Genomic DNA, 24,542 nt, shown 5'->3' with positions numbered 1-24,542 from the left:
CCCCCGCCCGGGTGGGGCGAGGGCCGGAGCGCCGGCTCAGACCAGCGGGCAGAGACGGGCCCGCAGCGCGGTGAGACCGACGTCCCAGGGGAAGGCGTGCATCCGCCGCTCCCCGGTGCCGGGCGCGTGCAGCGGGAAGACGTGCTCGCCGAAGAGCACCGTGATCCCCCACTCGTCCAGTCGGGCGAGGCCGGCCCGGAAGGCGGGGTGGGCCGCCATGGCGGCGTTGGTGAACGGGACCGCCACGATCGGCAGGCCCAGGCCCTGCCCCTCCACCAGCAGCCCGAGGGCGAGGGTGTCGGTGATTCCGGCCGCCCACTTGTTGACCGTGTTGACCGTGGCCGGGCAGACGATCATCGCGTCCGCCGGCGGCAGCAGGTCCGGGTCGTTGGGTTGCTTGTAGTGCGTCCGGACCGGGTGACCGGTCTGCCGGGCCAGCGCGGGCTGGTCGACGAACTTCGCGCCGTCCGGTGTGGTGATCACGCACACGTCCCAGTTGTCCTGCTGGGCCAGGTCGACGAGACGACCGACGTGACGGGCCAGCGGCGAACCGCAGGCGATGACGTAGAGCACCTCGCGGCGCCCGTTGCTGGACTGCGGGCCGGACATCAGGCCGGCTCCGCGCTCATACCCCTACTCCCATGTGCTCAGCCAACTCCGCAATCGGAGAAGGCGGCGCACCACGTGTGCGACGGAGGATGTCGGACATCACCTCGTGCGCGATCGGCCGGCAGCGGATCTCGGACGGGGCGAGCCGGTCGCCGCGCAGCAGCATCTCGCCCGCGTTGGCCACGTCGCCCACCTGGGCGTAGCCGCGAGCGATGTCGAGCAGGTGGTGCGCACGCCGCTCGGGCAGCAGCGCGTTGAACGCCGGCTCCTGGATCCGCAGCTGGTGCACCTCCACCGCCCGACCACCGTCGCCCAGCTCGACGGCCGCAGCGGCCCGGTGCAGCTCGAGGTTGGTCGGCCCGAACGAGGTCCAGTAGTGGTTCTGGTCGCTGCCCAGCAGGGTGGCCGCCTCCTGGGCGCCACTGATCAGGTCGTCGACGGTGGCCGTGTCGCCGATCCGGGAGGCGGCCATGGCGCCCTGGAGCAGCAGCATGCCGTAGACGGAGAGCCGGGCCGGGGAGGCGTCGTTGCCGCCGCCGGGGGCGAGCCGGTTGGCGATGGTGACGTTGAGCTCCAGCGCGGGGCGGGCCCGGCCCATGGCGACGAGGGCGTTGCAGACCCGGGTGGTGGCGATGCCGGCGAGCAGCGGGTCGTCGGCCCGCTGGGCGACCGCCATCGACCGGTCGGCGGCCAGCCAGGCCAGCTCACACTCACCCAGCTTCCGTAGCACCGAGGAGGCGATCTGGTACACCTGCCCGAGCAGGTGGGCGGCCTCGCGGCCGTCGTCGCCGCCGAGGCCGGCGTCGGCCGCCTGGGCGTCGCGCAGCAGCTTTGGCAGGGCCCGGGTGAGCATCCCGTAGCGGCCGTACTGGTAGGTGAGCCAGGCGTGGTTGACGGCTTTGCGCATGTCGGCCAGCGGCGGCGGGTAGGGCGCGGCGTCGAAGTACGCGCTCATCGAGTCGTACCGCTCCAGGGCCGCCCGGATCTCCTCGACCTCGACCTGGTCGATGCAGTTCAGCGCGTCGGTGCGCCGCTCCGGGTCCTTGCCCAGCAGCAGCTGCACGTCGACCTGGAGGATGTCGGCGATCTCGTAGAGGACGGAGAACTTGTCCAGCCGGCGCACCCCGCGCTCGACCTTGTCCACCCAGCTCTTCGACTTGCCCAACCGGTCCGCGAAGACCTGCTGCGACATCTTGCGCCGGCCCCGCCAGTAGGCGACCCGACGGCCTATGGGTAGCTCGTCCATCTCCTGGTCCCTCCCCCTGACTGAGATACCGGCCGATGGCCGGACACCCCTCGCGGTCGCGGCGCGCGGTGCGTCGTCTCAGGTTTTCGCTGGTCGCACAGCCAGTGCGTCAGCCGTACAGCCAGTCCTCGTACTTTTCGTGCAAGTTGCATGAGCCGTTCGTCAACTCAACGATCGCGGGTTACGGCAGTGACGGTGCTCGACGTAGGACGTGGTGCCCGCGGGGCCCGACGAGGGGAGATGGCACAGATGTGGGGGAATGTCGGCCCACGGGTCGCGGAGTTGTCGCCACTGGAACGGGTCCGGCTGCGCCGGGTCGCGGTGCGGTACGCCGCACACGGCTGGGAGGTGACCCCGGGCGCGTGTCTGGCCCGCAGCCGCTTCGTCTGCGGGCGCGCCGGCTGCCCGACGGTCGGCTGCCATCCCGCCCTGGAGAACTGGGAGCACGCCGCCAGCGCCGACCCGGCCCGGGTGGCGACCTGGTGGCGCGACCGGCCACACGGGGTGCTGTTGCCCACCGGGCGGGCGTTCGACGTGCTGGAGGTCCCCGCCCACCTCGGCCGACGGGTGCTGGACGCGGTGCAGACCCACCCGGCCGGCACCGGCGTACGCGGTCCGGTGCTGGTGACCCCGACCGGGCGGTGGATGTTCCTGGTCCGCCCGGGCGATCCGCTCCGGCCCGAGCTGGAGCACTGCTTCCACGTGGTCCGGCACGGGCCCGGCTCGTGGATACCGGCCCCGCCCACCCGGCTGCCCGAGGGCACCGTCCGCTGGGCCGTCGCGCCGGAGCAGGCCCGCTGGCAGCTGCCCGACTCGTACCTGGTGCAGAACACGCTGATCGAGGCCCTGCGGGCCACCGGGGTCACGCTCACCTCCGACCTGTTCCCCGGCCACCTGCCGCTGCCCCGCCGCGGCGTCTGAGCGGGTCGCGGGGGCGGCAGCGTCGCCGGGGCGCCTCCCCTCGTTGAGCACGGCGACGGCGCGAACGCGCCAGGAGCGGGGGGAATGATGTCCAGCGACGACACCGCATCGCAGACCGGCGGCAGCGAGCCTCCGTACCGCAGCCGCCCGCGGCACCGCTGGGCCGGCACCCGACCCGCCGGCTCGCGACCCGGCCGACCCCGACCGACCGGTACCCGCCCCGCCGGCACCCACCGCCCCATCCGCTGACCCCGCAGATCGCGCGGGACGTCAGGGGGCGAGCGGAAGGCTGCTGGAGCGGAGCAGCCGGGCGTCCTCGGTGACGATCGCGTGGGTGTGGCCCGGGAGCTTGTCCAGCCAGCCGATGCCGGCCACCCCCATCGCCAACGCGGCGGTGGCGTACGCGTCGGCCACCGCCAGGTCCGGGCCGACCACGGTGACCGAGCGCAGGCCGCTCGCCGGGGCGCCCCGTCGCGGGTCCAGCACGTGGTGGCCGCGCTCGTAGACGCCCGAGGTGGCCACCGCGAGGTCGGTGCCGGTGAGCACCAGGCAGGTCGCCCCCGCGTCCCACGGATGCCGGACGCCGACCCGCCACGGTCGCCCCGCCGCCGATTGCCCGCGCAGCCGGACGTCCCCGCCGGCGTTCACGCAGTGGTTGACCGCGCCGGCCGCGAGCAGCCGGTCCGAGGCCACCTGGGCGGCCCACCCCTTCACGTAGCCGGACGGGTCGAGTCCGCCGGTGGCGTACGCGTCGAAGAAGCCGTCGGTGGCCCCCCACAGCTCGGCGCAGGCCGCCAGCACCGACCGCAGGTCCGCCGACGCCTCGGAGAGCAGCAGCTCACCGCGGTCGAAGCGGCGCACCTCGCTCTCCTCGCGGTAGGTGCTGAACCGGGCGTCCACCTCGCGCAGCCAGTCGAAGACCTCGTCGGCCAGCTCGTGCAGGGTGGCGCCGGGCAGGTCGTCGGCGAGGTCCAGGCTGATCGCCGTACCCATGATCTGCTCGACCCGGCGCAAACCGGGCCGGGTCAGCGGCGCAGTCATCTCAGCGGGCCTGCTCGATGGCGGCCCGCAGCGACTGCTCGTACGAGGCGCTGGTCTCGGTGGCCCCCGAGACGGTGTCCAGGTCGGCGCTCTGGTTGCGCACCACCTGCCCCGACGTGCCGTTGTACGCCCGCCGCACGTCGTCGCTGTGCCGCTCGGTCTCGCCCGGCCCGCTCGGCAGCTCCAGAGTGAGCGCCTCGACGATCCGGTTGCCGGAGAGGACGATCTGCACCTGGACGTTGCCGTACTCGTTCTCCACGATCGGCCCGGTCACCCGGCGGGTGGTCGGCTGCGGCGGCTTGCTGGTCGTGGTCCGGGGCGCGGCCGGCGCCTTGGTGGTGGGGCGGCTGGCCGGCGCCTTGGTGGCGCTGCGGCTGGGCCGGGGCGACCCGGCGACGCCGGTCGGCGTGGCGCCCGGCGCCGGGCTCTCCGCCGCGGGTGGGGCCGACCCGGCCGGCGTAGGGCTGACCGGCTGGCCGGCCGGCACCTCCTGGGCGACCTGGCTGGTGCCAGGCGAGCCCTTCAGCACCACCAGCGCGGTGGTGCTGGCCGCCAGGCCGGTGATCGCGAGGAACGCGCGGCGCATGGTGATCGTCCTTCTACAGCTCGAAGGTGGCCAGGTGGATCTGCCGGCGGGGCACGCCGGCCCGGCGCAGCGCGCGCACCGACTGCTCGACCAGCCCGGGCGGCCCGCAGAGGTAGACGTCCCGCGCGGTCAGGTCCGGAACCAGCTGGCGCAGCCCGTCGGGGCTCATCACCTGGCGGGGGCCGGGGTCGTCGCGGGAGCCGATGACGTACCAGATGTCGGTGTTCCGGGCCTGGGCGAGCCAGTCCAGTTCCCGGCCGAGCAGCACGTCGGCCGGGGTGCGGGCGCGGTAGATGAGCGCCGCGCCGGGCGGCAGCTCCTCCAGCATGGCCCGGATCGGGGTGATCCCGCTGCCACCGGCGATCAGCAGAGCCCGCTCCCGGGTGCGGTGCGCGGCGGTGAAGGTGCCCGACGGCCCCTCCGCCCAGACCCGGGTGCCCGGGTCGAGGTCGCGCAGGTCGGCGGTGTGCGCGCCGACCACCTTGACGGTCAGCCGGAGCCACCGGCCGTTGGCCGCGGCGGAGACGGAGAACGGGTGCGACTGCCACCAGCAGCCCGGGGTGAGGAACCGCCAGCGGAAGAACTGCCCGCCGAGCAGCGCCAACCGGTCCAAACGCGCGCCGGTGAGGTAGATCGAGATGGTGTCCGGGCTCTCCGCCACCACGTCGGCGACCCGGAGCCGGTGCCGCAGGTTGAACCGCAGCGGCACCACGACCCGGCCCCAGCCGAGCGCGGCGACCACCAGCACGTACATCGCGATCCACCCGGTGCGGACCGGGCCGGGCTGGAACAGCTGCGCGCCGTTGCTGAACTGGTGGCCGAAGCCGAGCAGCAGCACCAGGTAGCTGGAGAGGTGCAGCACGTGCCAGAGCTCGTAGGGCAGCGCGGTGCGGATCGCCCGGACGCTGGTGAAACCGACCAGCACCATGATGCCGGTGGCCAGGAACGCCCCGAGCATGTCCTCGTAGTCGCGCAGCAGCACGCCGGCCTCGGTGAGCACCGAGTGGTCCCGCAGGCCGGCGTAGCCGAGCAGGATCAGCGACAGGTGCGCGAGCACCGCGACCAGCAGGGTGGCGCCGACGTCGCGGTGCCAGCGGGCGAGCTGCTCGCCGCCGATCCACCGTTCGAGCACCGGCAGCCGGCTCATCATCAGCACCTGCACCAGCAGCAGGTAGCCGGCGACCAGGCCGCTGATCCGGCCGGCCGCGGTGAGCGTCGCCGCGGTGGAGCGCAGCGAACCGGCGGGAGTGTCCAGCCACCAGGGCAGCACGCTGGCGAGCAGGCCGACCACGAGCAGGGCGGCGAGCAGCCGTCGGCCGCCGGGGCCGCGTCGCGCCGGCACCTGCGGCGGTACGGGCGCAGCCGACCGGCCGCCGGGCCGGGACGAGGTCCCGGTGCGGCGGCCGGCGGCGTGGGTGTGCTGGTAGGTCACGCGTACAGCTTCATCGGGGCGTACTTCTGCCGGGGGAAGACCTTGTCCACCTCGGCGTTGGTGAGCCCGAACCGGCCCTGCGCGACCGCGCCGTAGACGTTGAACATGTTGTTGTACTCGGGCACGTCACCGGAGTCCAGCTTGTCCAGACCGTTCCAGGTGCCGAGCAGCGAGCCGGCGAGCTTCTTGCCGGAGAGCAGGGTGATCACGCCGCCGTGGCCGTGGTCGGTGCCGCCGCTGTTGGAGCCGACCCGCCGGCCGAACTCGCTGGACACCATGATCGTCACGTCGGCGGCCTTCGGGCCGAGGTCGGTGAAGAACGCGGCCATCGCGCTGGCCAGCTCGTTGAGCCGGCGGTGCAGCTGGCCGCCGGAGCGGGTGCCCTGGTTCTCGTGGGTGTCGTAGCCACCCATGCCGACCGTGGCGACCCGGACGTTGGCGCCGCCCTTGATCAGCTGGGCGAGCTGCTGGAACGCGTTGCCGACGCCCTCGTACTTGACGCCCTCGGCCGGCTGGTACGGCTTGGCGGCGAGCTTCTGCGCGGTGGCCAGCGCGCCGAGGCCGTCCTGCACGGCCTCCTCGACCGGGTGGTTGATCCCGGTGAAGAGCCCTCTGATGGCCTTCTCGGTGGCGGCCCGGAACCGGTCGTCGCCGTTGAGCCGCAGCGAGCCGACGCTGTTCAGCGACAGCGCGCCGTTGTTGCCGACCAGCGAGCGGGGAAGCGTGCTGCCGACACCGACGCTGCGGAACGCGGTGCCCTTGCCGAGGTTGTCGACCAGGCCGTCGAGCCAGCCCCGGCCGCCGGTCTCGTTCGGCAGCCCGCCCAGGTTGCAGGCGTCCGCCGCCTGGAAGTGGCTGCGGGACAGCCGCTCGTCGGAGACCGCCGGGATGAAGCCCAACTGGCCGGCCTTGAGCCACTGCTCCAGCGGCTTGAACGCGCTGGTCAGCTTGAAGCCGCGGCCCAGGGCCAGCGAGTCGTCGCCGAGCAGCAGGTCGGGGCGGGCCTTGGCGAGCACCGGGTCGTTGTCCGGCGCGACCAGGCTCAGCCCGTCCAGCCCGCCGTAGAGGAAGACGTGGATCAGGGTGCCGGTCTTGGTGGCCGCGAACGAGGCCGAGGTGGTGACGAACTGGGCGGTGGCCAGCGCGGTGGCGGTGGCGGCGGCGCCGGCGACGAAGGTCCGCCGGGTGACGCCGCGACCGTCCTGCTGGGCCTCCTCCAGGTCCTCCAGCCGGCGGTAGCGGTCCCGCTCGGCGGCGTTCTCGGCGGCCACGACGTCGGCCTCCGCCCGCAGCAGCGCCTCGGCCGGGTTGTCGGCCAGCCGCCGCAGGTCAGGGCATTCGGGGTGCAGGGGGTAGGTGTTGTACACAGTCTTCTCCATCGGGTGCCTCACCGGAGGTGGTGCTGAGGGGACGCGAGGATCGCCCGCGCGACGGCGGTGATGGCCCCGTTGAACGTGGCGTCGACCTTGGCGGTCGCCGACACGTCGGCCACGCCGAGGATCAGGTTCTTCTCCCGGGCGGTGAGCTTCTGGCCGACCAGGCGCAGGGCGAGCGCGTCCACGTACGCCCCGGCGGTGGCCGGCGGCTTCGCGACCAGCTTCTCCGGCTTGACGTACGTGAACTGGGTGCGATAGCCGGCGATGAGCTCGCCGGCCTCGTTCCAGCCGTTGACCATCGTGCCGGCCGAGGTCCACGCGATGTAGACGTCCGGGTAGCCGTCCGGGGTGGGCTGGCCCATCGGGAACTGCCCCAGCTCCCGCATCTTGTCGGAGACCTGCCGCAGGCCCCGCGCGAACGGGGTCCGCTTGTTGTCGCCGTTGTCGTGCTTCGGCGACGCCTCCGGCGAGACGCCGAGGGCGCGGTACGTGGCGACCAGGTACTCCATCGGCCGGCGGACCTTCTGCCCGACGGCGGCCCAGAACTCCGAGGAGCTGAAGAGCGTCATCAGCACCGGCTTGATCATGCCCTTGTTCGCCGTGTACGTCTTGGCCAGCCGGTCCACCAGGGACTTCGGCGGAGTGTCCGAGACGAATCGGGTCGCCAGGCTCTGCGCCACGTACTTGGCGGTCGACGGGTGCAGCGCGATGTAGGCGATGTAGGCGTCGACCGCAGCGTCGGCCTTCTTGGCGTCCTTCGAGTTGTTGGCGTGGGTGAACCCGAGGATCTTCACCTTGCCGACGTAGTGCCGGTCGGCCCGGAAGATGTACTTTCCGTCCTCGACGCCCCGGCCGGTCTGCAGCAGGGCCGCCTGCCGGACGTCCTTCTCGGTGTAGCCGCCGTCGACGCCGACCGAGTAGAGCTCCAGGTTCTCCCGGGCCAGGTTCTCATTGACCGCGTCGGCGCGGGAGTCGTTCTGGTTCAGGTAGAGCAGCAGCGCCGGGTGCTTGTTCGCGGCGACCAGCATCTCCGGGTAGCTGCCCAGCGCGTGGGCCCGGACGACGTCCCGGTCGAACGAACTGCGGTAGACCTCGCCGCCGTCGAACTCCGCGGCCACGTGCAGGAAGTCGTTCCAGAAGTCGACCATCACCTCGAAGAGCTGGCGCTTGGACCAGATCTGCCGGGCGACCGTGGCGTCCACCATCTCCCGCTCCGGCTGCGCGCCCCGCTCGTTGAGCTGGTCGCGCTGGTCGCGCAGCTGCTGCACGGAGAGCTTCTGGGTGGGCAGGTCGGCGAGCTTCAGCTCGGCGCGGCTCGGCTCGATCTTGTCCGGCTCGAACTGCGCCCGGATCCAGCCGTCGATGCCCTGCCGCTTGATGTCGGCGAGCAGCTGGGGGGTCGGGCCGAAGGTGGCCCGGCGGGCCAGGTGCAGCACCGGGTCCTTGGCGAGCACCGTCTTCACGGTCACCTTGGTCTCGGCGGCCGCGGCGGCCGGCCCGGAGAAGGTACGGCCACCCGCCGGCGCGTTCTTCTTCAGCGCCTCGCCGGCCCGGGAGCCCATGTAGCTCTCGTTCTGCTCGGTGTAGGTGCGCACCGTGCTCGGCTGCTGCCCGCTCGGGCGGGCCGCGGTGCCGTCGGTGACCGTGGTGCCGGTGGCGTCACCGGCCGCGGCGTCGCCGCCGAAGAGGCCACGCACCTGCGGGGTCATCGCCAGCGCGGCGCCGCCGGCAACCACCGCGGCGGTGCCACCGAGCGCGACGAGGGCCTTCCGACGGCCGACGCCACGGCCGGGCTCGTCCCCGTCGTCCAGGTTGGGCAGTCCGGCGCCGGCGGTGCGGGCCGGGGCCGGGCGGCCGAGGCCCTCTGGGCCCACCCACTGTGGTCCGCGCGGCGCCGGGTCCGGCTGGCCGGCGAAGTGGTACGAGGTGCGCGGGTCGGCCTGCGCCGGGTAGCCGCCCTGGTGCGGGTGCGGCGTGTCGTACCCGTACGGAGCGGAGGCGGTCAGGTCCTGGTACCCGCCGGAGGAGGGGTGCTGCTGTGCGTCCCAGCCGCGGTCGTCCCGCGGTCGACGTGGTGGCACATTCTGGTCGGCCATGTACCAATCCCGATTTCTGCTGAGCGCCGGCACGACTGCGATCGGGCAGGGATGGCAGCGGCGGCGACTGATGCCTGAGGGGGTTGCTACGGGAAGGTAACCAAGGGGTCTGGCCCCGACAAGGCGAGCGGAATGCCCTCGTGAGGGCACTTAAGACAGCCCTCATCGCGGGGTCCGGGTGGGGCCCGGACGACCACGCTGGCGCGAACGCCCCCAGCAGGGGGTACGTGTACCGCGACGACGTCGATGTGACAGTTTCGCCGCGCTGGACGCTTCCTGCACCGTTCACCGCCACAGCGAAACTTAAGGATCGGATAAGCCGGCGCTGAGGCGTCAGAGCAGCGCTCGGCGGGCACGTGGCGCGGGCCCGGCGGGGAAAAGGACCAGCGGCGGGCGGCGTGAGCCGCCGCCGCAGCGGGTATGCCGCCGGACCGCTGAACGCGTGAGGGGAAGGCACCGCCATGCTCAGCAAAGAGGATCAGCGCAGGTTCGAACAGATCACCCGCCAGCTCCGGGAGAGCGACCCGGCGTTCTTCGCCCGGTTGGACAACCGGGCCAAGGGTCGCCGCGGCCGCTACCTGCTGCTGCTGACCATCGTGCTGTGGGCCTCGTTGCCGGCGATGACCGTGCTGGCAGGGCGGCTGGCCGGCGCGATCTGCGCCGTGGTGCTGGTGGCCAACGCGGTGCTCATGTGGCGCTTCCGTCGGCGCTGGCTATGACCGCCCGGGCTGGTCGGCGCGGCTTCACCGGCCGAACGCCTGATACGCCCGGCGTAGCCGCTCCACCAGCCCGGGCCCGCCGATGGCGGGAGCCGGCGGGCCGAGCTGCCGCAACAGCAGATCCGGGCCGGTGGCCAGGCTGGGCGGCCGGTCCGGCAACGGCACCGGTGGCAGCCAGAACCGGTCCGCCGCGTCGGCCAGTGGCGCCGACGGCAGGCCGGCCAGCGCCCGGGCGGCTCCCGCCGGCGCGGCCTCGACGGGCTCGGCGACGACCGGCACGGGCGCACTGTCCTGCTCGGACGGTGCCGGGGCGCCGGTGGCCGCGGCCCGCAGGGCACGCAGCCGGCCGAGCAGCTCGGCCCGGCCCCGCCCGCGCCAGTGCAGCAGCTCGAACGGGTCGGCGTCGAACGCCTCGGCGAGCAGGTAGAAGGTGGCCGCCAGGTGTTTGCACGGCACGGCGAAGTCCGGGCAGTCGCATCGCTGGGCCAACTCGTCGACCCCGGCCGGAAAGAGCGGTGAGCCCGCCGCGGCGAACAGCTCCTCCATCTCGGCCGGCAGGTCACCGGCGAGCAGCCGGGCGCTGAAGAAGGCCTGACCGGCCAGCTCGGCCTCGATCCGGTCCCAGAACTCGGCCGGGAACGCGGAAAGTCCGATGTGGACGGCGTACGGACGGGGCCGGGAACCCTGCACGACCGCGGTCACTGCGCCGGGGGCGATGTCGAGGCTGACCACCTGGCCGGCGCGCGCGTACGACCGGCCGCGGGTGAGCCGGGTGCCGAGCGCGAACGACTCCAGCACCTCCAGGAAGCGCCGCGACCACCAGGACCGGCCGATAGCGCCCCGGGTGCTGCGCGCCTTCAGCCCGCCGTCCACCCGGCGGGGCCGGCCGTAGTCGGCGAACCGGCCGCTGGACGTCCCGTCCCCGCCGCCGCTGCTCGGCCGGGTGGTTCGCTCGTTCACTCGACCACCGCCCCGGACTCCAGCGCGAAGAGCTCGCGCAGCTGCCCGGTGGAGAGCTCGGTGACCCACTGCTCGCCGCTGCCCACCACCCGGGACGCGAGGCTGCGCTTGTCGGCGATCAGCGCGGCCACCTTCTCCTCCACCGTGCCGGCGCAGACGAACTTGCGGACCTGCACCCGCCGGCGCTGCCCGATCCGGAACGCCCGGTCGGTGGCCTGGTCCTCGACGGCCGGGTTCCACCACCGGTCGACGTGCACCACGTGGTTGGCCGCGGTGAGGGTGAGCCCGGTGCCGCCGGCCTTCAGCGAGAGGACGAAGATCGCCGGGCCGTCCGGGGACTGGAACCGGGTCACCATGGCGTCCCGGTCGGCCTTGCCGACGCCGCCGTGCAGGAACAGCACCTCCCGGCCGAACCGGGCGGAGAGGTGCCCGCGCAGCATCCCGCCGAACTCCGCGTACTGGGTGAAGAGCAGCGCCTTCTCCCCCGCGGCCAGCACCTCGTCCAGGATCTCCTCCAGCCGGGCCAGCTTGCCGGAGCGACCGTCCAGCGCGGAGCCGTCGCGCAGCAGCTGGGCGGGGTGGTTGCAGACCTGCTTGAGCCGGGTCATGGTGGCCAGCACCAGCCCTCGCCGCTCGATGCCGTCGCTGGACTCGATCTTCGCGAGCATGTCGTCGACGACCGCCCGGTAGAGCGACGCCTGCTCCGCGGTGAGGTTGCACACCACCTCCATCTCCAGCTTCTCCGGCAGGTCGGAGATGATCGACGAGTCGGTCTTGAGCCGGCGCAGCACGAACGGGCCGGTGATCCGGCGCAGCCGCTCGGCGACCTCGGCGTCACCGTGCCGCTCGATCGGCTCGGCGAACCGCTTCTTGAAGGTCGCCGCCGGGCCGAGCAGGCCGGGGTTGGCGAACTGCATGATCGACCAGAGGTCGGCGAGCCGGTTCTCCACCGGCGTGCCAGTGACCGCAACCCGCTGCCGGGCCGGCAGGGACCGCACCGCCTCGGCCTGCCGGGTCGAGGCGTTCTTGATCGCCTGCGCCTCGTCCACCACCACCCGGTGCCAGTCGACGCCGGCCAGCGCGACCGCGTCGCGCGCCGCCACCGAGTAGGTGGTGAGGACCAGGTCCGCGCCGTGCACGGCCGCGGTGAACTCGGCGCCCCGCGCCCGTTCGGCGCCGTGGTGCACGTGTACGCGCAGCTCCGGCGTGAACCGGGCCGCCTCCCGCTGCCAGTTGCCGACCAGCGACATCGGGCAGACCAGCAGGGTCGGCCCGGCCTCCGGCGGGTCCCCGGCGAGCAGCGCGAGCAGCTGCACCGTCTTGCCCAGGCCCATGTCGTCGGCGAGCACCCCACCGAGCCCGAGCGACTGGAGGAAGGCCAGCCAGGCCAACCCCCGCCGCTGGTACGGGCGCAGCGTGCCGCGGAACGTCGAGGGCGGATAGAGCGGGGTGAGTCGCCGCTCCACCGCGCCGGCGAGCAGGTCACCGAGCGTGCCGTCGGCGGTCACCTCCAGCACCGGCAGCGCCGCGCCGTCGTCGCTGTCGGTGAGCCCGAGCCGGAGCAGGTCGGCGACGGTCAGCTCGCCGGCCGAGCGGAGCAGCCGCAGCCCGGCGGCGAGCCGCTTCGGGTCCAGCTCGACCCAGCGCCCCCGCAGCCGCACCAGTGGGGTCTTCAACTCGGCCAACGCGGCCAGCTCGTCGGCGGAGAGCGGCTGGTCGCCGAGCGCCACCTCCCAGCGGTAGTCGACCAGCGCGTCCAGGCCCACCCCGGGACCCGCTGCGGCGACGGTGCCGGGGGCGGTCCTGCTGCGGGCCCGCAACCGCGCGCCGAGCCGGGACGACGGCCGCTGCCACCAGGACGGCAGCAGCACACCGAAACCGGCGGCGTGCAGCACGGGCGCTCCCTCGCGGAGGAACCGGTGCGCGCCCTCGACGTCCAGCTCCAGCACCTCGGGGGCGGCGGTGCGCAGCGCCGGGTCGAGGTCCGGCCAGAGCCGACTGGCCCGACCCAGCTCGGCGAGGAGCGTCTCCTGCGCGCTGGTCGCCGGGCCGGCCAGCGCGGCCACCGCCGCCGGCTCCCGCCACACCCGCCCGGCGTCGACGTGCAGGCTCGGCTGGTCGGCGGCCTGGAGACCGAACTCCAGCCGCCACCCGTCGTGCGTCGCGTCCGCCCCCCGGTGTTCCGGGCGGCCGGCGCCGGAGTCCTGGCCGGGCGAGGTGCCCGGGTCGCCGTTCGCGGCGGCCCCGCCGGTGCCGGCCGGGCCGCCGACGGTCACCACCACCGGTTCGGTGATCTCGGCGGCGGGCTCGACCAGCCGGAAGCTGGCCCGGACCGCGCCTCCGGCCGCGTCCCGCTGCCAGGCGTCCAGCTCCGCGCGGAGGGTGGCCAGCGCGCCCGGATCGGCGGTGAAGTCCCGGTGCGGTCCGGCGAGGGCGGCCAGCCAGGCGGGCACCGCGCCGCCGGGCCGAACCCCGCGGGCCAGCGGGGTCTGCGCGAGGGCGACCCGGGCGGCGGCGTCGGTCAGCGCGTCCAACGCGTCGGCGACCAGCTCGCCGACGGCGATCGTCGGCTCGGCGGCACGGGCGGCCGGCGGCACGGCGAGCGCGAGGGACCGCGCCCAGGCGGCGTCCGTGCCGGTGAGCAGTGGCCGCCACACCGCCCGCGCCGGCAGGCCGGCGTCCGACGGGGAAGCCCACCCGACCGCCCCGTCGGAGTCGGAGTCGGCGTCGGCGTCGGCGTCGGCGTCGAAGTCGGAGTCGGAGTCGGCTGGCGCGGGCGGCCGGGCGGCTGACCCGGCGGCGCGCGCCGGGAGAGCATCGGCGAGACCGGGCAGGATCCGGCCGCGGGTCACCAGATCGGCCGCGAACTCGGCCAGTTGGGCGAGGTGGCGCAGGGTCGCCCCCGGCACGGCCGGCAGCTCGGCCAGCGCGCGCAGTAGCGACAGCGCGGCGTCCGGGGCGTACCGCAGCACCGGAACCCGCCACCCGGCGAGGGTGACCCGCCCACGGGCCGGGGCGGCCACGACGGTCCGGACCAGCTCCGGCGAGTCGGCCGGCGAGCCGGCCCGGGTCGGCAGGGTGAGCAGCGCGGTGCCGAGCCCGGTCGGCTCGGCGGCCTCGGCGAGCGCGGCGGCCAGGGTGGGGTGGTCGGCGGCGAACGGGTGCGGGCGCTCCCGCGGCGCCCGGCCGGGGCGGCGCGGCGCCTGCGCCGGCAGCGTGCTCTCCTCGGCCCAGACGGCGAGCTCGGCCTCGGCCGGGCCGGGTCGCCACAACCCGTGGATGACCAGCACGCACTCCCCCTTACGACGCCCGGGCCCAGGATAGGCGGCGCCGGCCGGCTACCGTCGGCGCCATGTTCGACCTCCTCGTCGTGGGCGGTCTCGGGGTGGATGTGCGGGTCAGGGTGCCCGCGCTGCCGCTGCCGGCCGCCGACTCCCTCACCGTCGACCCGGTCGAGCTGCGGATCGGCAACACCGGCGCCGGGGTGGCGCTCGCCGCGCACGCGCTCGGGCTCCGGGTGGCCCTGGTCGACGTGCTCGGCGCGGATCCGGCCGGTGACGTGGTCCGGACCGCGCTGGACCGCACCGGGGTGCATCCGGTGCTGCTGGCGGGCCCGGCCGGCACCCGCCGCTCGGTGAACCTGGTCGACCCGGCCGGGCGGCGGATGTCGCTCTACGACCCCCGTCCCTGGCAGGGCCCGCCGCCGCTGACCGGCGCCGAGCTGACCGCGCTGGTCCGGGACGCGCGGCACGTACACCTGTCGATCATGGATTGGGCGACCGGTCTGCTGCCCGACCTGCGGGCCCCACGCGGCGTCGGCGTCAGCACCGACCTGCACGACTGGGACGGCGACAACCCCTACCACCGGCCGTTCGCCGAGGTGGCCGACCTGGTCTTCGTCAGCGGGGTCCGGCTCGGCGAGCGGGCCGCGGCGGTCGCCGCCGGCCTGGCGCCGCGCACCGTCGTGGTGACCCGGGGCGCCGACGGCGCCGAGCTGCACGTCGGTGGCGACGCCCCGACACCGGTGCCGGCCGCCGTGCCGCCCGCGCCGGTGGTGGACACCAACGGCGCCGGGGACGCGTTCGCGGCCGGCCTGATCGCCGCCCGGCTGGACGGCGCGGCGCTCACCGACGCCGCGGCGTACGCCGCCCGGGTGGCCGCGGCGGCCTGCACGCACGACGGGATGGAGTATCCGCCCGGGCTGTTCCCCGCCGGCTGAGCCGGCCGGCGCTCAGATCGCGCCGGTCTGCCCGTCGGTCAGCTCCCGCAGGATGTCGGCGTGGCCGGCGTGCCGGGCGGTTTCCTCGATCATGTGCACCAGGATCCAGCGCAGCGAGACCTCGCCGAGCTGCGGGTGCGGCACCACGTGGTCGAGGTCGAAGCGCGCGGCGACCGCGCGGGAGCGGGCGCACGCCCGCTCGTAGCCGGCGGCGATCCGGTCGACAGTGTCCTGGTCGGCGACCGTGAAGCTGGCCACCGCCTCTTCCTCGGTGGTCAGGTAGACGTCGCCGGGCTCGGGCGCGAGCAGACAGGGGAACCAGTTGCGCTCCACCATCGTGAGGTGCTTGACCAGGCCGGCGACGGTGGTCGCCGAGGGCACCAGCCGGCGGGCCGCGTCGGCGTCGGAGAGGCCGCGCAGCTTGCGCAGCAGCACGCCCCGGTGGAAGTCGAGGAACGATTCGAGCACGGCCCGCTCGTCGCCGGTGCGCGCCAGCACGGGCCCGAGCGTGGGGTCGATCGTCGTCTCCGCCATGACCGGACGCTACCCGCGCACGCCCGCCGGGCGCTGCCCCCGCTAACCGCTGCGAGGGGCCCGCCGGGAAGGGCAGGATGGGCCCATGGCCTCAACGGTAGAGATCCCGCTGGTGGGTGGCGTGGCCGACGGGCAGAGCGTCACCGTCGAGCTGGACAGCAACGGCCGCCCACCGCTGACCCACCACCACCTCGGCCCGGGCGGGCTCGCCGAGGCGGAGATCTACGAGTTGGAAGTCACCGTCGACGGGGCCCAGGACTGGCGCTACTGCTGGCGCGGCCCGGCGGTCTGAGCCGGGCCGGTTCAGGCGCGGGTGAGCCGGCGGGTACGCAGGCTCTCCAGCACCCCCCGGGTCACCTCGGAGGTGCCGCGGGCCTGGTCGCATACCTCGGCGACCCGGCGGGCGGTGGCCTCGGCGCGCGCCTCGCGCTCGTCCCAGAGCCGGTCGACCTCGGCGAGCAGCGGGCCCTCCACTTCCCGCTCGACCCCGCGCAGCGCCGGCACGCCGAGCCGCTGGGCCAGGTCGAAGACCTTCCCGGCGTACGGCAGCGGAAGGAACGGCGTACCCACCATCGCGGCGAAGATCAGGAAGTGCAGCCGCATGCCGACGGCCAGGTCGAAGTGGCGCATCAGGCCCAGCACCTGCTGTGGCGAGTACTTGCCGTGCAAGATGCGGCCGCGCTCGGCGGCGATCATGTGTGACAGCACGCCGTGCGAGTGCCGGATGTCGTCGCGCTCCATCGGCACGAAGAGCACGTACGCGTCGATCCGGTGCACCAGGAAGTCGCCGATCTGGGCCAGCAGGCGGTGGTAACCGTCCACGTCGAGCCGCTCGGCGGCCCGCCCCGGCTCCCGCACACTCATCCCGACCAGCCGCCGGCCGGCCGGCACACCCTCCTCGCGCAGCAGCTCGGCCGGGAAGTCCTCCGGTTCGAGCAGAAACGCCGGGTCGGCGGTGACCGTGATCGGGTTGATCAGCCCGGCCTCCTCCAGCACCATCCGGGACTCCTGGTCCCGGACGGTCACCTGGGTGGCGCCGGCGAGCGTCTCCCGGACCATGCCGGTGTCCACCCCGTCGCTGAGCGGCCCCACCCCCACCGCATAGGTGATCAGCGGCAGGCCCCGCTCCTGGGCGACCCGGACCACCCGCAGGTAGCGGCGGGCCTCCCGGTCGTACAGGATGCCGCCGCCGCCCAGGATCAGCAGGTCGAGCTGGGCCAGGACCAACGCCGAGTCGGTCCGGCTCACGCCCTCCCAGGGCACCGCCTCCACGTCCGGATGGGCGACCCGGGTGTGCGCGGGGTTGCGGGAGAAGACGATGATCCGGGCGTTGGGCTCCTGCTGGCGCAGGTCGGTCAGCAGGCCGGTGAGGATCGCCTCGTCACCGAGGTTGCGACCGCCGTACGAGCCCAGCACACCGATGGTCAGTCCGGCCCCATGCGTCATCCGTCGCTCCTCCCGGGTGCGTCGGGGCCAGGGTTCCCGCTGGACCGGCGAACAGTCCTCAGCGCAGGTCAGCGCGGGGCGACGGGGCCGGCCGGCGGGCCGGCGGAGACCGGCTTGGCCATCTGCTGGGCGGTGACCCGGAAGCCGAGGCTCTGGTAGAGCCCGATGGCGACGGTGTTCGAGCCGAACACGTTCAGCCCCAGCTCGGCCACGCCGAGCTGGGCGAGTTCGGCCTCGATGAGCTGGATCATCCGTCGGGCGTGGCCACGTCCCCGCTGCGCCTCGTGCACCTCGATGTTGTGGATCCAGGCCCGTCCGGAGCCGGGCGGCGCGTCGGACGCCCCGGCCGTACCGGGCAGGGTCACCCAGATCCAACCGACCTCGACGTCACCCACCCGGGCCACCCGCAGCAGCACCCCCGGGGTGGCCGCGCCGTCCGGCAGCAGGTCCCGGATCTGGGCCACCGCGCGGGCCTGCGCGTCGGCCGGGCTCATCGCCCGGTGCCGGGACAGCTCCTCGGCGTACGAGCGCTCCAGCGCGCCGCTCAGCCGCGCCAGCTCGCCGGCCGTCATCGGGGTCAGCGTCAGCTCCATCGGGGTACCACCCTCTCCTCGTTCAGCGGGTAGTGCAGCAGAGCCGACCCGGAACCCGCCACCCGGTAACCGCTGCGATACGGCCGATCGGGGGCGGCCGGGCTAGCGGAGGCTGACGATGATGGCGGGGTGAGGATCGCGCACGTCAGCGACAGCCACCTCGCCAACATCGAGGGGGTGGCCACCTCGGTGGGCGCCACGGTCGCGTTGCTGCGCGCCGCCGGGCACCAGGTCACCCTGCACAGCCCCGGCCCGCTGTCCCGGCGGCGGCGCCCCGGCGAGCTGCCCTCGATGCCGGTGCCCACCCGGCCGTACCGGCTGGCGCTGCCCCGGCTGCCGGACGCGCCGGTGGACGTGGTGCACGTGCACACCACCGGCCCGGTCGGCGTGGCCGGGCTGCGGTTCGCCGCCGCCCGGGGCCTGCCGGTCGTGTTCACCTGGCACACCGACCTGATCGCGTACGCGGCGTACTACCCGGAGATACCGATCGGAGCCGGCTACGCCGGCCTGCGGCTGGGGCTGCGCTGGCGGGCCCGGGACCTGTGGGCGCTGGCCCGTCCCGGGCCGGGCCGGCAGGCGCGGCTCGCCGAACTCGGCCGGTGCCTGCTCGCGCACACCACCGTGCTGCTCGCCCCCTCCGCGAAGACCGCGACGGCGATGGCGCCGATGGCCGGCCCGACCCGGATCGTGGTGCTGCCCACCCCGGTCGCCGCGCCGGCCGACGACGCCGACGACCGGCGGCGGCTGCGGGCCCGACTGGACCTTCCCGCCGACGCGCCGGTGCTGCTCGCGGTGGGCCGGGCCACGCCGGAGAAGAGCCCCCGGCTGCTGCTCGCCGCGTTCGCTCGGGTGCGGCGTGACCTGCCGGACGCCCGGCTGGTGCTGCTCGGTGTGCGGCGCCACCGGCCGGCGGTGCGCCGGGCCGCCCGCCGGCTCGGTGTCGCCGACGCGTTGCACCTGCTGCCCCCGGTGCCGCGCGAGCGGATCGGCGCCCACTACCGGGCCGCCGACCTGCTCGCCTTTCCCTCCACCACGGACACCCAGGGGCTGGTGCTCGGCGAGGCCGAGGCCCATGGGTTGCCGGTGGCCATGGTGGACGCCGGGCTCGCCACGCGCCCCGGCACCGGCACCACCCGCCCGGTCGCCGCCGGCACGCCGGAGGCGTTCGGGGAGCTGCTCACCCGGCTGCTCACCGAGGTCGACCTGCGGCGGCGGGTGATCGCCGAGGGGCGGGACAGCTGCGCCGCGTGGACCGGTCAGCGCTACCTGGCCGAGTTGACGACGATCTATGCCGCGGTCGCCGGAGCCGCGCGCTCGTAGTCGCGCCTGTCGATGCGCCGGTGGTAGCGTCCGCGCGTGTCCGGCCGGGTCCTGCGGGGAAGCATCGTGGTGGTGCTCGCGGTCGGGCTGGCCCTCGCCTTCGTCGCCGCCCGCGAGGAGCCGGTGGAGCTGCTCTGCTACTTCACCATCCAGGTGGACCTGGCCTACCTCGCCGTGCTGCTGCTCGGCGGCGGCGACCGGTTACGCACCGCGCTCACCGTCTATCTGCTCGTCACCGGCCTGGTCTTCGTCCTGGTGCTGGCGAACCCGTGGAGCGGCTACGCCATGGTGGCGACGGCCGACGCCCGGGGGCTGGTCTCCGACGCCGGCAATCTGCTGCTGCACGCGGTGGCGCCACCGCTGGCCGCCGCCGACTGGCTCGCCCGCCCTCCCCGGCGGGCGCCGACCGCGGCGTACGCGGTCGGCCTGCTCGGATATCCGCTGGTCTGGCTCACCCTGATCCTGGTCCGGGGCGCGGCGTTCAGCCAGGCCGACGACCGCTACCTCTATCCCTTCCTCGACGTGCCCCGGCTCGGCTACCCGACGATCGCGGTCAACGCGCTGGTCTTCGCGGTGCTGGTGCTGCTGCTCGGTCTCGGCGCGGTCCGGCTGTCGCGCCGCCGACCGGACCCGCTGCCCGGCGGATCGCCCGCCACCTGAACCGCGCACCGGCGGGGTCCGGGGCGGCGGCGCGTCCACACGGGTAATCACGTTGCCCGGCGGCGCGCTCGTCGCGCACCGTGGGCGGATGACGGCTTCGATCAGGACCCGGCTCGGCTGGGCCGAGCTGCCCGAGCACGTCCGGGCGGCGGTGCACGAGATCCTCGGTGACCGGGTGGTCGAGGCGGTCTCCCAGCCCGGTGGCTACTCTCCCGGCTCCGCCGACCGGGTCCGCACCGCGACCGGCCGGCGGGCGTTCGTCAAGGCGGTCAACCCGGCGCGCAACCCGGACAGTCCCCGGCTGCACCGCGCCGAGGCGCAGGTGGCGACCGTCCTGCCGGCGACCGCGCCCACACCCCGGTTGCTCGGCTGCCACGACGACGGCGACTGGGTGGCCCTGGTCTTTACCGATGTGGACGGTCGGCACCCGGCCACCCCGTGGCGTGCCGACGAGTTGACCGCCGTGCTCGCCGCGCTGGAGGCGATGGCGGTGGCGCTCACCCCGGCCCCGGTGTCGCAGGTGCCGACCGCCGCCGAGCGGCTGGCGCACGACTTCGCCGGCTGGCACCGGATCGCCGCCGACCCACCCGCGAGCCTCGACCCGTGGGCCCGCGCACACCTGGACGAGCTGCGCGCCGCCGCCGACCGGGGCCTCGCCGCGCTGACCGGTGACACGCTCTGCCACCTCGACGTCCGGTCGGACAACCTGCTGGTGGACGCGGCCGGTGCGGTCACCGTGGTCGACTGGCCGTGGGCCTGCCGCGGGCCGGCGTGGCTGGACACCGCGCTGCTGCTGGTCAACGTGCGGCTGCACGGCGGGCACGACACCGAGGCGTTGCTGCGCCGGCTGCCGCTCACCGCGGACGTCGACCCGGACGTGCTGACCGGCACGTACGCGGGCCTGGCCGGCTTCTTCACCGACGGGGCCCGGCGGCCCGCGCCGGCCAACATCCCCACGGTGCGCGCGTTCCAGCAGGCCCAGGGCGACGCCCTGCTGCCCTGGCTGGCCGACCGCCTCTCCTGACCCCCTCCGGGGGGCCGCCGCCCGGCCCGCGCGGTCGTGGCGCGCGGCTGGACCGGTCATGGTGAAGGCGGGAATCGGACCTGGTGGTGGCCGCCGAACGAGACGTCCGATCGTCGCCAGACCAACCGCCTGCGCGCTTCCATGATCGTCACATGACGACGAAACTCGACGGAAAAGTCGCCCTGGTCACCGGTGGCGCCCGGGGCATCGGGGCGGGCATCGCGCTGCGGCTGGCGCAGGACGGTGCCGACGTGGCGCTCACCTACCGGCAGAACGCGGACCAGGCCACGATGGTGGTGAAGCGGATCGAGGCGCTGGGCCGGCGTGCGCTCGCCCTGCCGGCGGACAGCGCCGACCCGGCGGCGGTCCGGGACGCGGTGGACCGGACGGCGGCCGAGCTGGGCCGGCTGGACATCCTGGTGAACAACGCCGCGGTGTTCCTGGTCGGCGGCATCGACGAGCTGGGCGCGGACGAGCTGGAGCAGACGCTCGCGGTGAACGTGCGGGCGCCGTACCTCGCCGCGCGGGCGGCGGCGCGGCACCTGGCCGACGGCGGGCGGATCATCAGCATCGGCAGCAACGTCGGCGAGCGGGCGGTCTTTCCCGGGCTGACGCTCTACTCGATGAGCAAGACCGCGCTGACCGGGTTGACCCGCGGCCTGGCCCGGGAGCTGGGGCCGCGCGGAATCACGGTCAACCTGGTCAACCCCGGGCCGACCGACACCGACGCCAACCCGGCCGACGGCCCGAACGCCGCGGCGATCGCCGGCTTCACCGCCCTGGGCCGCTACGCTCGCCCCGCCGACATCGCGGCCACCGTCGCGCATCTGGCCGCACCCGAGGCCGGGTACGTCACCGGCGCGGTGGTCAACGTGGACGGCGGCTTCACCAGTTGACCGAGAGCCGGGCGCGGCGGAAAACCCGTCGCGCCCGGCCTCAACCATTCGTCCGGCGGGCGGCGTCTGTCCCGGTGAGGGGGTGGGCATGACCGAGACGTTCCACGAGTTCGTGGTGCACCGAACGCCGGCCCTGTCCCGGACCGCCTACCTGCTCACCGGCGACCACCAACTCGCCGAGGACCTGGTGCAGGCCGCGCTGGCCCGCACCTACCGGCACTGGCGGCGGATCCGCGGCGGCGACCCGGAGGCGTACGTCCGGCGGGTGATGTACCACCAGCAGATCTCCTGGTGGCGGCGGCGCCGGGTCGCCGAGCGGCTGGAGGCCGAGCCCACCGATCGGACCGGCGCCGACCACACCGAGACGACCGCGCTGCGGCTGACACTGACAGCGGCGCTGCGCCAGCTCACCCCGCGCCAGCGGGCCGTCATCGTGCTGCGCTACTACGAGGACCTGACCGAGGCGCAGGTCGCCGAGGTGCTCGGCTGCTCGGTCGGCACCGTCAAACGGCACGGTCACGACGCCGTACGCCGGCTGCGGCTCATCGCTCCCGATCTCGTCGATGGCACCCCGGAGAGGAGCCCGCGATGACCGCCCGGCTGCGCGAGGCGCTGCGCGTCGCCGCGGACCAGGTGCCCGGCTACCCGGTGTACGAGCGAGCGCTGGCCACCGCGCGTCGCTCCCGCCGCCGACGCGCCACCGCCGCTGTCGCGGCACTCGTCCTGGTCGTGCTGGCCGGGGTGGCGCTGCCGCTGGCGGGTACGCCCGCGGTGGACCCGGCGACGGGCGCGCGGGCCGCGCTGCCCGACCGGATCGGCCTGCCGCCGCTCGGCACCCGGCACGCCAGCGACCGACCCGCGCTCGGGCCCGCGTCGGTCATCTTCACCGGCCAGGCGCCCCGCCTGCAGGGCTGGAACGAGGACGGCATCGTCGGTGTCGTCAGCGCCGACGCCGACCGCTACCGGATCTTCTCCATCGGGTACGAGGCACCGGCTGGCGACCAGGTCCTCCTCTCCCCCGACGGCCGGTACGTGGCCCGGCCGGCGGGGGATTCCGAGCGCCCCCGGGTCGACGTGATCGACCTGGCCACCGGGGGCACCCGACGCCTGCCGAGCAGGGTCGCCGACAGCGTGCTGACGACGCCGGTCGGCTGGTCACCCGGCGGTGCGCGGCTGGTGGTCCGGGACACCGTGCCAGTCGCCTTCGACGGGGCGACCTACCGCTCGGTGCTGAGCATCGTCACCCTCGACGGTGAGCGGTGGAGCCGGCTGGCCAGCGGCGCGCAGGAGGCGAGCTTCGGCTCGGTCGTCGCGTTCTCCGCCGACCGCCTCGCCTACCAGTACGGGCGCACGGTGGCCGTCACCGACCTCGACGGGCGGGAACTCTCCTCGTTCGCGCTGCCGGTCGAGAGTTGGCTCGCCGGCAAGGGCGCATGGACCCCGGACGGCCGGTTGACGCTCGCCACCCGGCGACCCGGCAGCACCGAATGGAGCCTGCGCCAGGTCGATGCCCGGACCGGCAGCGCCAGCGGCAGGTTGTCGCTGCCGGCGGTGTCCGGCGTGACCGCGATCCGGCTGCTCGGCTGGCGACCGGACAGCTCGGCGCTGGTCGTCGCGTACCAGCCGGAGCCGGCGTCGCCGGCCCGGTTCGACCAGCCGCTGGAGCTGGACCAGCGCGTCGCGTACGGGCACGTCAGGTCGGTACGCCTGCTGGCGTTGACGCCGGGAGCGGCCGAGCCGCGCACCGTGACGACCGCACCCGAACAGGTGCTCGCCATCGACGTCGCCGACGAGGTCGTCCAGAGTGGCCGGGTCCGGGACGCCGAGCCACCGGGCGGGGTGGGGCTACGGTTCTGGCTCTGGACGGGTCTGGTCGGCGTGCTGGTGATCGGGTTGGCCGGCTACTGGAGTCGCGGCTGGCGGGCCGAGCGCCGGGAGCGTCGGCGGCGCTTCAGGCCGGAGCCGCGACGGGGTGGTTGAGGAACGGCAGGACCGCGGCCGGCAGGGCGGGTGAGCCGACGATGTCGTAGTGGGTCAGCCCCGGCAGCACGGCCAGTCGCGCGGCCGGCCGGTCGGTGCCGTCCCAGCCCGCGTCGCGGTGACCGCCACCGAGCAGCCCGAAGAACGCCGCTGCGTGGGCGGTCGGGATCGAGTCGGCGTCGGCGAAGACCAGCAGGGTGGGCAGGGCCAACGCGGCCACCTCGGCCGACCAGTCGTAGTCGCGGCGGAGCAGGTCACCCGACTTCGCCCAGAGTCGTGGCCAGTCGTCGGGGCGGGGAGCGATCCGGGTGTAGAGCTGGTGCGGCGGGGTGCCCCGCATCCGCTCGCCGGCCTGCTCGTCGTGCCCGGCCATCGCGGCCAGCACCTCCGGATACCAGCCGGCCCGCCGGCAGGGGGCGGAGACCACCACCAGCCGGCGGACCAGCGCCGGGTGCTGGATCGCGACCCGCAGCGCCACCCCGCCGCCGAGCGAGTAGCCGAGCAGGTCGGCCGCGGGCAGGTCGAGATGGCGCAGCAGGGCGGCGACGTCGTCGGCCATCGACTCGTAGCGCAGCGGCCGGTCGGCGTCGGCGGTGCGGCCGTGGCCCTGGAGGTCGACGCCGATCACCCGGTGCCGCTCGCTGAGGGCCGGCAGCATCGGGGCGAAGGTCTCGGCCGCGCCGAAGCCACCGTGCAGCAGCACCAGCGGGCGTCCGTCGCCGTGCGACTCGTACCAGAGCCGCAACCCGTTGACCTCGGCGTAGCTCACCGTGGCACCTCCCGTCCGCTCCGATCCAACACCGGATAGCCGACCGGCACGCCTGATCGCGGGCGACGCGGGTATCCGCGGCGACAGCACCTGCCGGACGCGCAGTCACAGGAGG

Annotated in this window: 22 protein-coding genes and 2 pseudogenes; 10 read left to right on the top strand and 14 right to left on the bottom strand. The window is 74.7% G+C overall.

The features are described from left to right. Positions 1–36: 36 nt before the first annotated feature. Positions 37–609, bottom strand: coding sequence for a flavoprotein (locus tag ACIP9D_RS28200; RefSeq protein ID WP_350874173.1), 573 nt, complete (start codon positions 607–609; stop codon positions 37–39). 16 nt (positions 610–625) lie between these two features. Then, positions 626–1,855: a helix-turn-helix domain-containing protein gene (locus tag ACIP9D_RS28195; RefSeq protein ID WP_350874172.1), complete on the bottom strand. Its 1,230-nt coding sequence runs from the start codon at positions 1,853–1,855 to the stop codon at positions 626–628. 249 nt (positions 1,856–2,104) lie between these two features. Here ACIP9D_RS28195 and ACIP9D_RS28190 point away from each other — a divergent pair, with 249 nt between their 5' ends. Beyond that, positions 2,105–2,776 carry a bifunctional DNA primase/polymerase gene (locus ACIP9D_RS28190; RefSeq protein ID WP_350874226.1) on the top strand — a complete coding sequence of 224 codons (672 nt, stop codon included), beginning with the start codon at positions 2,105–2,107 and terminating at the stop codon, positions 2,774–2,776. A gap of 270 nt (positions 2,777–3,046) precedes the next feature. On the opposite strand, the gene ACIP9D_RS28185 is transcribed toward ACIP9D_RS28190, so the two are convergent. From ACIP9D_RS28185 to ACIP9D_RS28165, 5 genes are read right to left on the bottom strand one after another with little or no spacing between them, the layout of a single operon-like run. Beyond that, complete coding sequence (locus tag ACIP9D_RS28185) at positions 3,047–3,769, bottom strand: FAD:protein FMN transferase (RefSeq protein ID WP_350874225.1); 723 nt, start codon at positions 3,767–3,769, stop codon at positions 3,047–3,049. A 49-nt stretch (positions 3,770–3,818) separates the two neighbouring features. After that, positions 3,819–4,403, bottom strand: coding sequence for an FMN-binding protein (locus ACIP9D_RS28180; RefSeq protein ID WP_350874171.1), 585 nt, complete (start codon positions 4,401–4,403; stop codon positions 3,819–3,821). Positions 4,404–4,416: 13 nt separating this feature from the next. Beyond that, positions 4,417–5,835, bottom strand: a complete 1,419-nt coding sequence (locus tag ACIP9D_RS28175; protein ID WP_350874170.1) for a ferredoxin reductase family protein — start codon at positions 5,833–5,835, stop codon at positions 4,417–4,419. Then, positions 5,832–7,214 (bottom strand): DUF1501 domain-containing protein, encoded by a 1,383-nt coding sequence (locus ACIP9D_RS28170; RefSeq protein ID WP_350874169.1) that lies wholly within the window; start codon positions 7,212–7,214, stop codon positions 5,832–5,834. The genes ACIP9D_RS28175 and ACIP9D_RS28170 overlap by 4 nt, the downstream gene beginning before the upstream one ends. 8 nt (positions 7,215–7,222) lie before the next feature. After that, the gene (locus ACIP9D_RS28165; protein ID WP_350874168.1) at positions 7,223–9,307 is read right to left on the bottom strand and encodes a DUF1800 domain-containing protein; all 2,085 of its coding nucleotides are present in this window, start codon (positions 9,305–9,307) and stop codon (positions 7,223–7,225) included. A 461-nt stretch (positions 9,308–9,768) separates the two neighbouring features. On the opposite strand from ACIP9D_RS28165, the gene ACIP9D_RS28160 reads away from it, so the two are divergent. Continuing rightward, on the top strand, positions 9,769–10,026 hold the full coding sequence (locus tag ACIP9D_RS28160) for a DUF3040 domain-containing protein (protein WP_350874167.1): 258 nt from the start codon (positions 9,769–9,771) through the stop codon (positions 10,024–10,026). 24 nt (positions 10,027–10,050) lie between these two features. Here the strand turns inward: ACIP9D_RS28160 and ACIP9D_RS28155 are convergent, their stop codons facing one another. From ACIP9D_RS28155 to ACIP9D_RS28145, 3 genes and pseudogenes are all read right to left on the bottom strand, one after another. After that, on the bottom strand, positions 10,051–10,986 hold the full coding sequence (locus ACIP9D_RS28155; protein WP_350874166.1) for an SWIM zinc finger family protein: 936 nt from the start codon (positions 10,984–10,986) through the stop codon (positions 10,051–10,053). Next, positions 10,983–13,214 (bottom strand): annotated as a pseudogene (locus ACIP9D_RS28150) (DEAD/DEAH box helicase); the annotation flags it as partial. The pseudogene ACIP9D_RS28150 and the gene ACIP9D_RS28155, both read right to left, overlap by 4 nt. A 72-nt stretch (positions 13,215–13,286) precedes the next feature. Continuing rightward, a pseudogene (locus tag ACIP9D_RS28145) lies at positions 13,287–14,276 on the bottom strand (ATP-dependent helicase); the annotation flags it as partial. 62 nt (positions 14,277–14,338) lie between these two features. Here ACIP9D_RS28145 and ACIP9D_RS28140 point away from each other — a divergent pair. Beyond that, positions 14,339–15,205 (top strand): carbohydrate kinase family protein, encoded by an 867-nt coding sequence (locus ACIP9D_RS28140; protein ID WP_350874164.1) that lies wholly within the window; start codon positions 14,339–14,341, stop codon positions 15,203–15,205. A gap of 12 nt (positions 15,206–15,217) precedes the next feature. Here the strand turns inward: ACIP9D_RS28140 and ACIP9D_RS28135 are convergent, their stop codons facing one another. Then, on the bottom strand, positions 15,218–15,739 hold the full coding sequence (locus ACIP9D_RS28135; RefSeq protein ID WP_350874163.1) for a DinB family protein: 522 nt from the start codon (positions 15,737–15,739) through the stop codon (positions 15,218–15,220). Positions 15,740–15,824: 85 nt separating this feature from the next. Here ACIP9D_RS28135 and ACIP9D_RS28130 point away from each other — a divergent pair, with 85 nt between their 5' ends. After that, on the top strand, positions 15,825–16,031 hold the full coding sequence (locus ACIP9D_RS28130) for a hypothetical protein (protein WP_350874162.1): 207 nt from the start codon (positions 15,825–15,827) through the stop codon (positions 16,029–16,031). A gap of 11 nt (positions 16,032–16,042) precedes the next feature. Here ACIP9D_RS28130 and ACIP9D_RS28125 read toward each other — a convergent pair whose 3' ends face one another. Both ACIP9D_RS28125 and ACIP9D_RS28120 read right to left on the bottom strand, forming a co-directional pair. Continuing rightward, positions 16,043–17,185, bottom strand: coding sequence for a polysaccharide pyruvyl transferase family protein (locus ACIP9D_RS28125; protein ID WP_350874161.1), 1,143 nt, complete (start codon positions 17,183–17,185; stop codon positions 16,043–16,045). A 68-nt stretch (positions 17,186–17,253) separates the two neighbouring features. Continuing rightward, positions 17,254–17,778, bottom strand: coding sequence for a GNAT family N-acetyltransferase (locus ACIP9D_RS28120; protein ID WP_350874160.1), 525 nt, complete (start codon positions 17,776–17,778; stop codon positions 17,254–17,256). 129 nt (positions 17,779–17,907) lie between these two features. Between ACIP9D_RS28120 and ACIP9D_RS28115 the strand changes: the two genes are divergently transcribed. The 6 genes from ACIP9D_RS28115 (at position 17,908) to ACIP9D_RS28090 (ending at position 23,658) form a co-directional block, all read left to right on the top strand. Further along, positions 17,908–19,098, top strand: a complete 1,191-nt coding sequence (locus ACIP9D_RS28115) for a glycosyltransferase (protein ID WP_350874159.1) — start codon at positions 17,908–17,910, stop codon at positions 19,096–19,098. A gap of 36 nt (positions 19,099–19,134) precedes the next feature. Continuing rightward, positions 19,135–19,758 carry a Pr6Pr family membrane protein gene (locus tag ACIP9D_RS28110; protein ID WP_350874158.1) on the top strand — a complete coding sequence of 208 codons (624 nt, stop codon included), beginning with the start codon at positions 19,135–19,137 and terminating at the stop codon, positions 19,756–19,758. A gap of 88 nt (positions 19,759–19,846) precedes the next feature. After that, positions 19,847–20,782, top strand: coding sequence for a phosphotransferase (locus tag ACIP9D_RS28105; RefSeq protein ID WP_350874157.1), 936 nt, complete (start codon positions 19,847–19,849; stop codon positions 20,780–20,782). Positions 20,783–20,934: 152 nt separating this feature from the next. Next, positions 20,935–21,678: an SDR family oxidoreductase gene (locus ACIP9D_RS28100; protein ID WP_350874156.1), complete on the top strand. Its 744-nt coding sequence runs from the start codon at positions 20,935–20,937 to the stop codon at positions 21,676–21,678. 88 nt (positions 21,679–21,766) lie between these two features. Continuing rightward, positions 21,767–22,270, top strand: coding sequence for a SigE family RNA polymerase sigma factor (locus ACIP9D_RS28095; protein ID WP_350874155.1), 504 nt, complete (start codon positions 21,767–21,769; stop codon positions 22,268–22,270). Continuing rightward, positions 22,267–23,658 carry a hypothetical protein gene (locus ACIP9D_RS28090; protein ID WP_350874154.1) on the top strand — a complete coding sequence of 464 codons (1,392 nt, stop codon included), beginning with the start codon at positions 22,267–22,269 and terminating at the stop codon, positions 23,656–23,658. The genes ACIP9D_RS28095 and ACIP9D_RS28090 overlap by 4 nt, the downstream gene beginning before the upstream one ends. Here ACIP9D_RS28090 and ACIP9D_RS28085 read toward each other — a convergent pair. After that, the gene (locus ACIP9D_RS28085) at positions 23,630–24,427 is read right to left on the bottom strand and encodes an alpha/beta fold hydrolase (RefSeq protein WP_350874153.1); all 798 of its coding nucleotides are present in this window, start codon (positions 24,425–24,427) and stop codon (positions 23,630–23,632) included. The two genes, ACIP9D_RS28090 and ACIP9D_RS28085, sit on opposite strands and share 29 nt — an antisense overlap. Between the last annotated feature and the right edge of the window lie 115 nt (positions 24,428–24,542).

It is taken from the genome of Micromonospora sp. NPDC093243 (genome assembly GCF_044753725.1).
GTDB lineage: Bacteria > Actinomycetota > Actinomycetes > Mycobacteriales > Micromonosporaceae > Micromonospora.
Note: the sequence above shows the minus strand (reverse complement) of the source record. Positions and strands in the feature narration are given on the sequence as shown.

Coding starts and splice junctions, on each gene's coding strand:
- ACIP9D_RS28095 (WP_350874155.1), top strand. CDS start 21,767: ATGACCGAGACGTTCCACGAGTTCGTGGTGCACCGAACGCCGGCCCTG.
- ACIP9D_RS28100 (WP_350874156.1), top strand. CDS start 20,935: ATGACGACGAAACTCGACGGAAAAGTCGCCCTGGTCACCGGTGGCGCC.
- ACIP9D_RS28105 (WP_350874157.1), top strand. CDS start 19,847: ATGACGGCTTCGATCAGGACCCGGCTCGGCTGGGCCGAGCTGCCCGAG.
- ACIP9D_RS28200 (WP_350874173.1), bottom strand. CDS start 609: ATGTCCGGCCCGCAGTCCAGCAACGGGCGCCGCGAGGTGCTCTACGTC.
- ACIP9D_RS28170 (WP_350874169.1), bottom strand. CDS start 7,214: ATGGAGAAGACTGTGTACAACACCTACCCCCTGCACCCCGAATGCCCT.
- ACIP9D_RS28125 (WP_350874161.1), bottom strand. CDS start 17,185: ATGACGCATGGGGCCGGACTGACCATCGGTGTGCTGGGCTCGTACGGC.
- ACIP9D_RS28165 (WP_350874168.1), bottom strand. CDS start 9,307: ATGGCCGACCAGAATGTGCCACCACGTCGACCGCGGGACGACCGCGGC.
- ACIP9D_RS28120 (WP_350874160.1), bottom strand. CDS start 17,778: ATGGAGCTGACGCTGACCCCGATGACGGCCGGCGAGCTGGCGCGGCTG.
- ACIP9D_RS28090 (WP_350874154.1), top strand. CDS start 22,267: ATGACCGCCCGGCTGCGCGAGGCGCTGCGCGTCGCCGCGGACCAGGTG.
- ACIP9D_RS28140 (WP_350874164.1), top strand. CDS start 14,339: ATGTTCGACCTCCTCGTCGTGGGCGGTCTCGGGGTGGATGTGCGGGTC.
- ACIP9D_RS28160 (WP_350874167.1), top strand. CDS start 9,769: ATGCTCAGCAAAGAGGATCAGCGCAGGTTCGAACAGATCACCCGCCAG.
- ACIP9D_RS28185 (WP_350874225.1), bottom strand. CDS start 3,769: ATGGGTACGGCGATCAGCCTGGACCTCGCCGACGACCTGCCCGGCGCC.
- ACIP9D_RS28190 (WP_350874226.1), top strand. CDS start 2,105: ATGTGGGGGAATGTCGGCCCACGGGTCGCGGAGTTGTCGCCACTGGAA.
- ACIP9D_RS28195 (WP_350874172.1), bottom strand. CDS start 1,855: ATGGACGAGCTACCCATAGGCCGTCGGGTCGCCTACTGGCGGGGCCGG.
- ACIP9D_RS28180 (WP_350874171.1), bottom strand. CDS start 4,403: ATGCGCCGCGCGTTCCTCGCGATCACCGGCCTGGCGGCCAGCACCACC.
- ACIP9D_RS28130 (WP_350874162.1), top strand. CDS start 15,825: ATGGCCTCAACGGTAGAGATCCCGCTGGTGGGTGGCGTGGCCGACGGG.
- ACIP9D_RS28135 (WP_350874163.1), bottom strand. CDS start 15,739: ATGGCGGAGACGACGATCGACCCCACGCTCGGGCCCGTGCTGGCGCGC.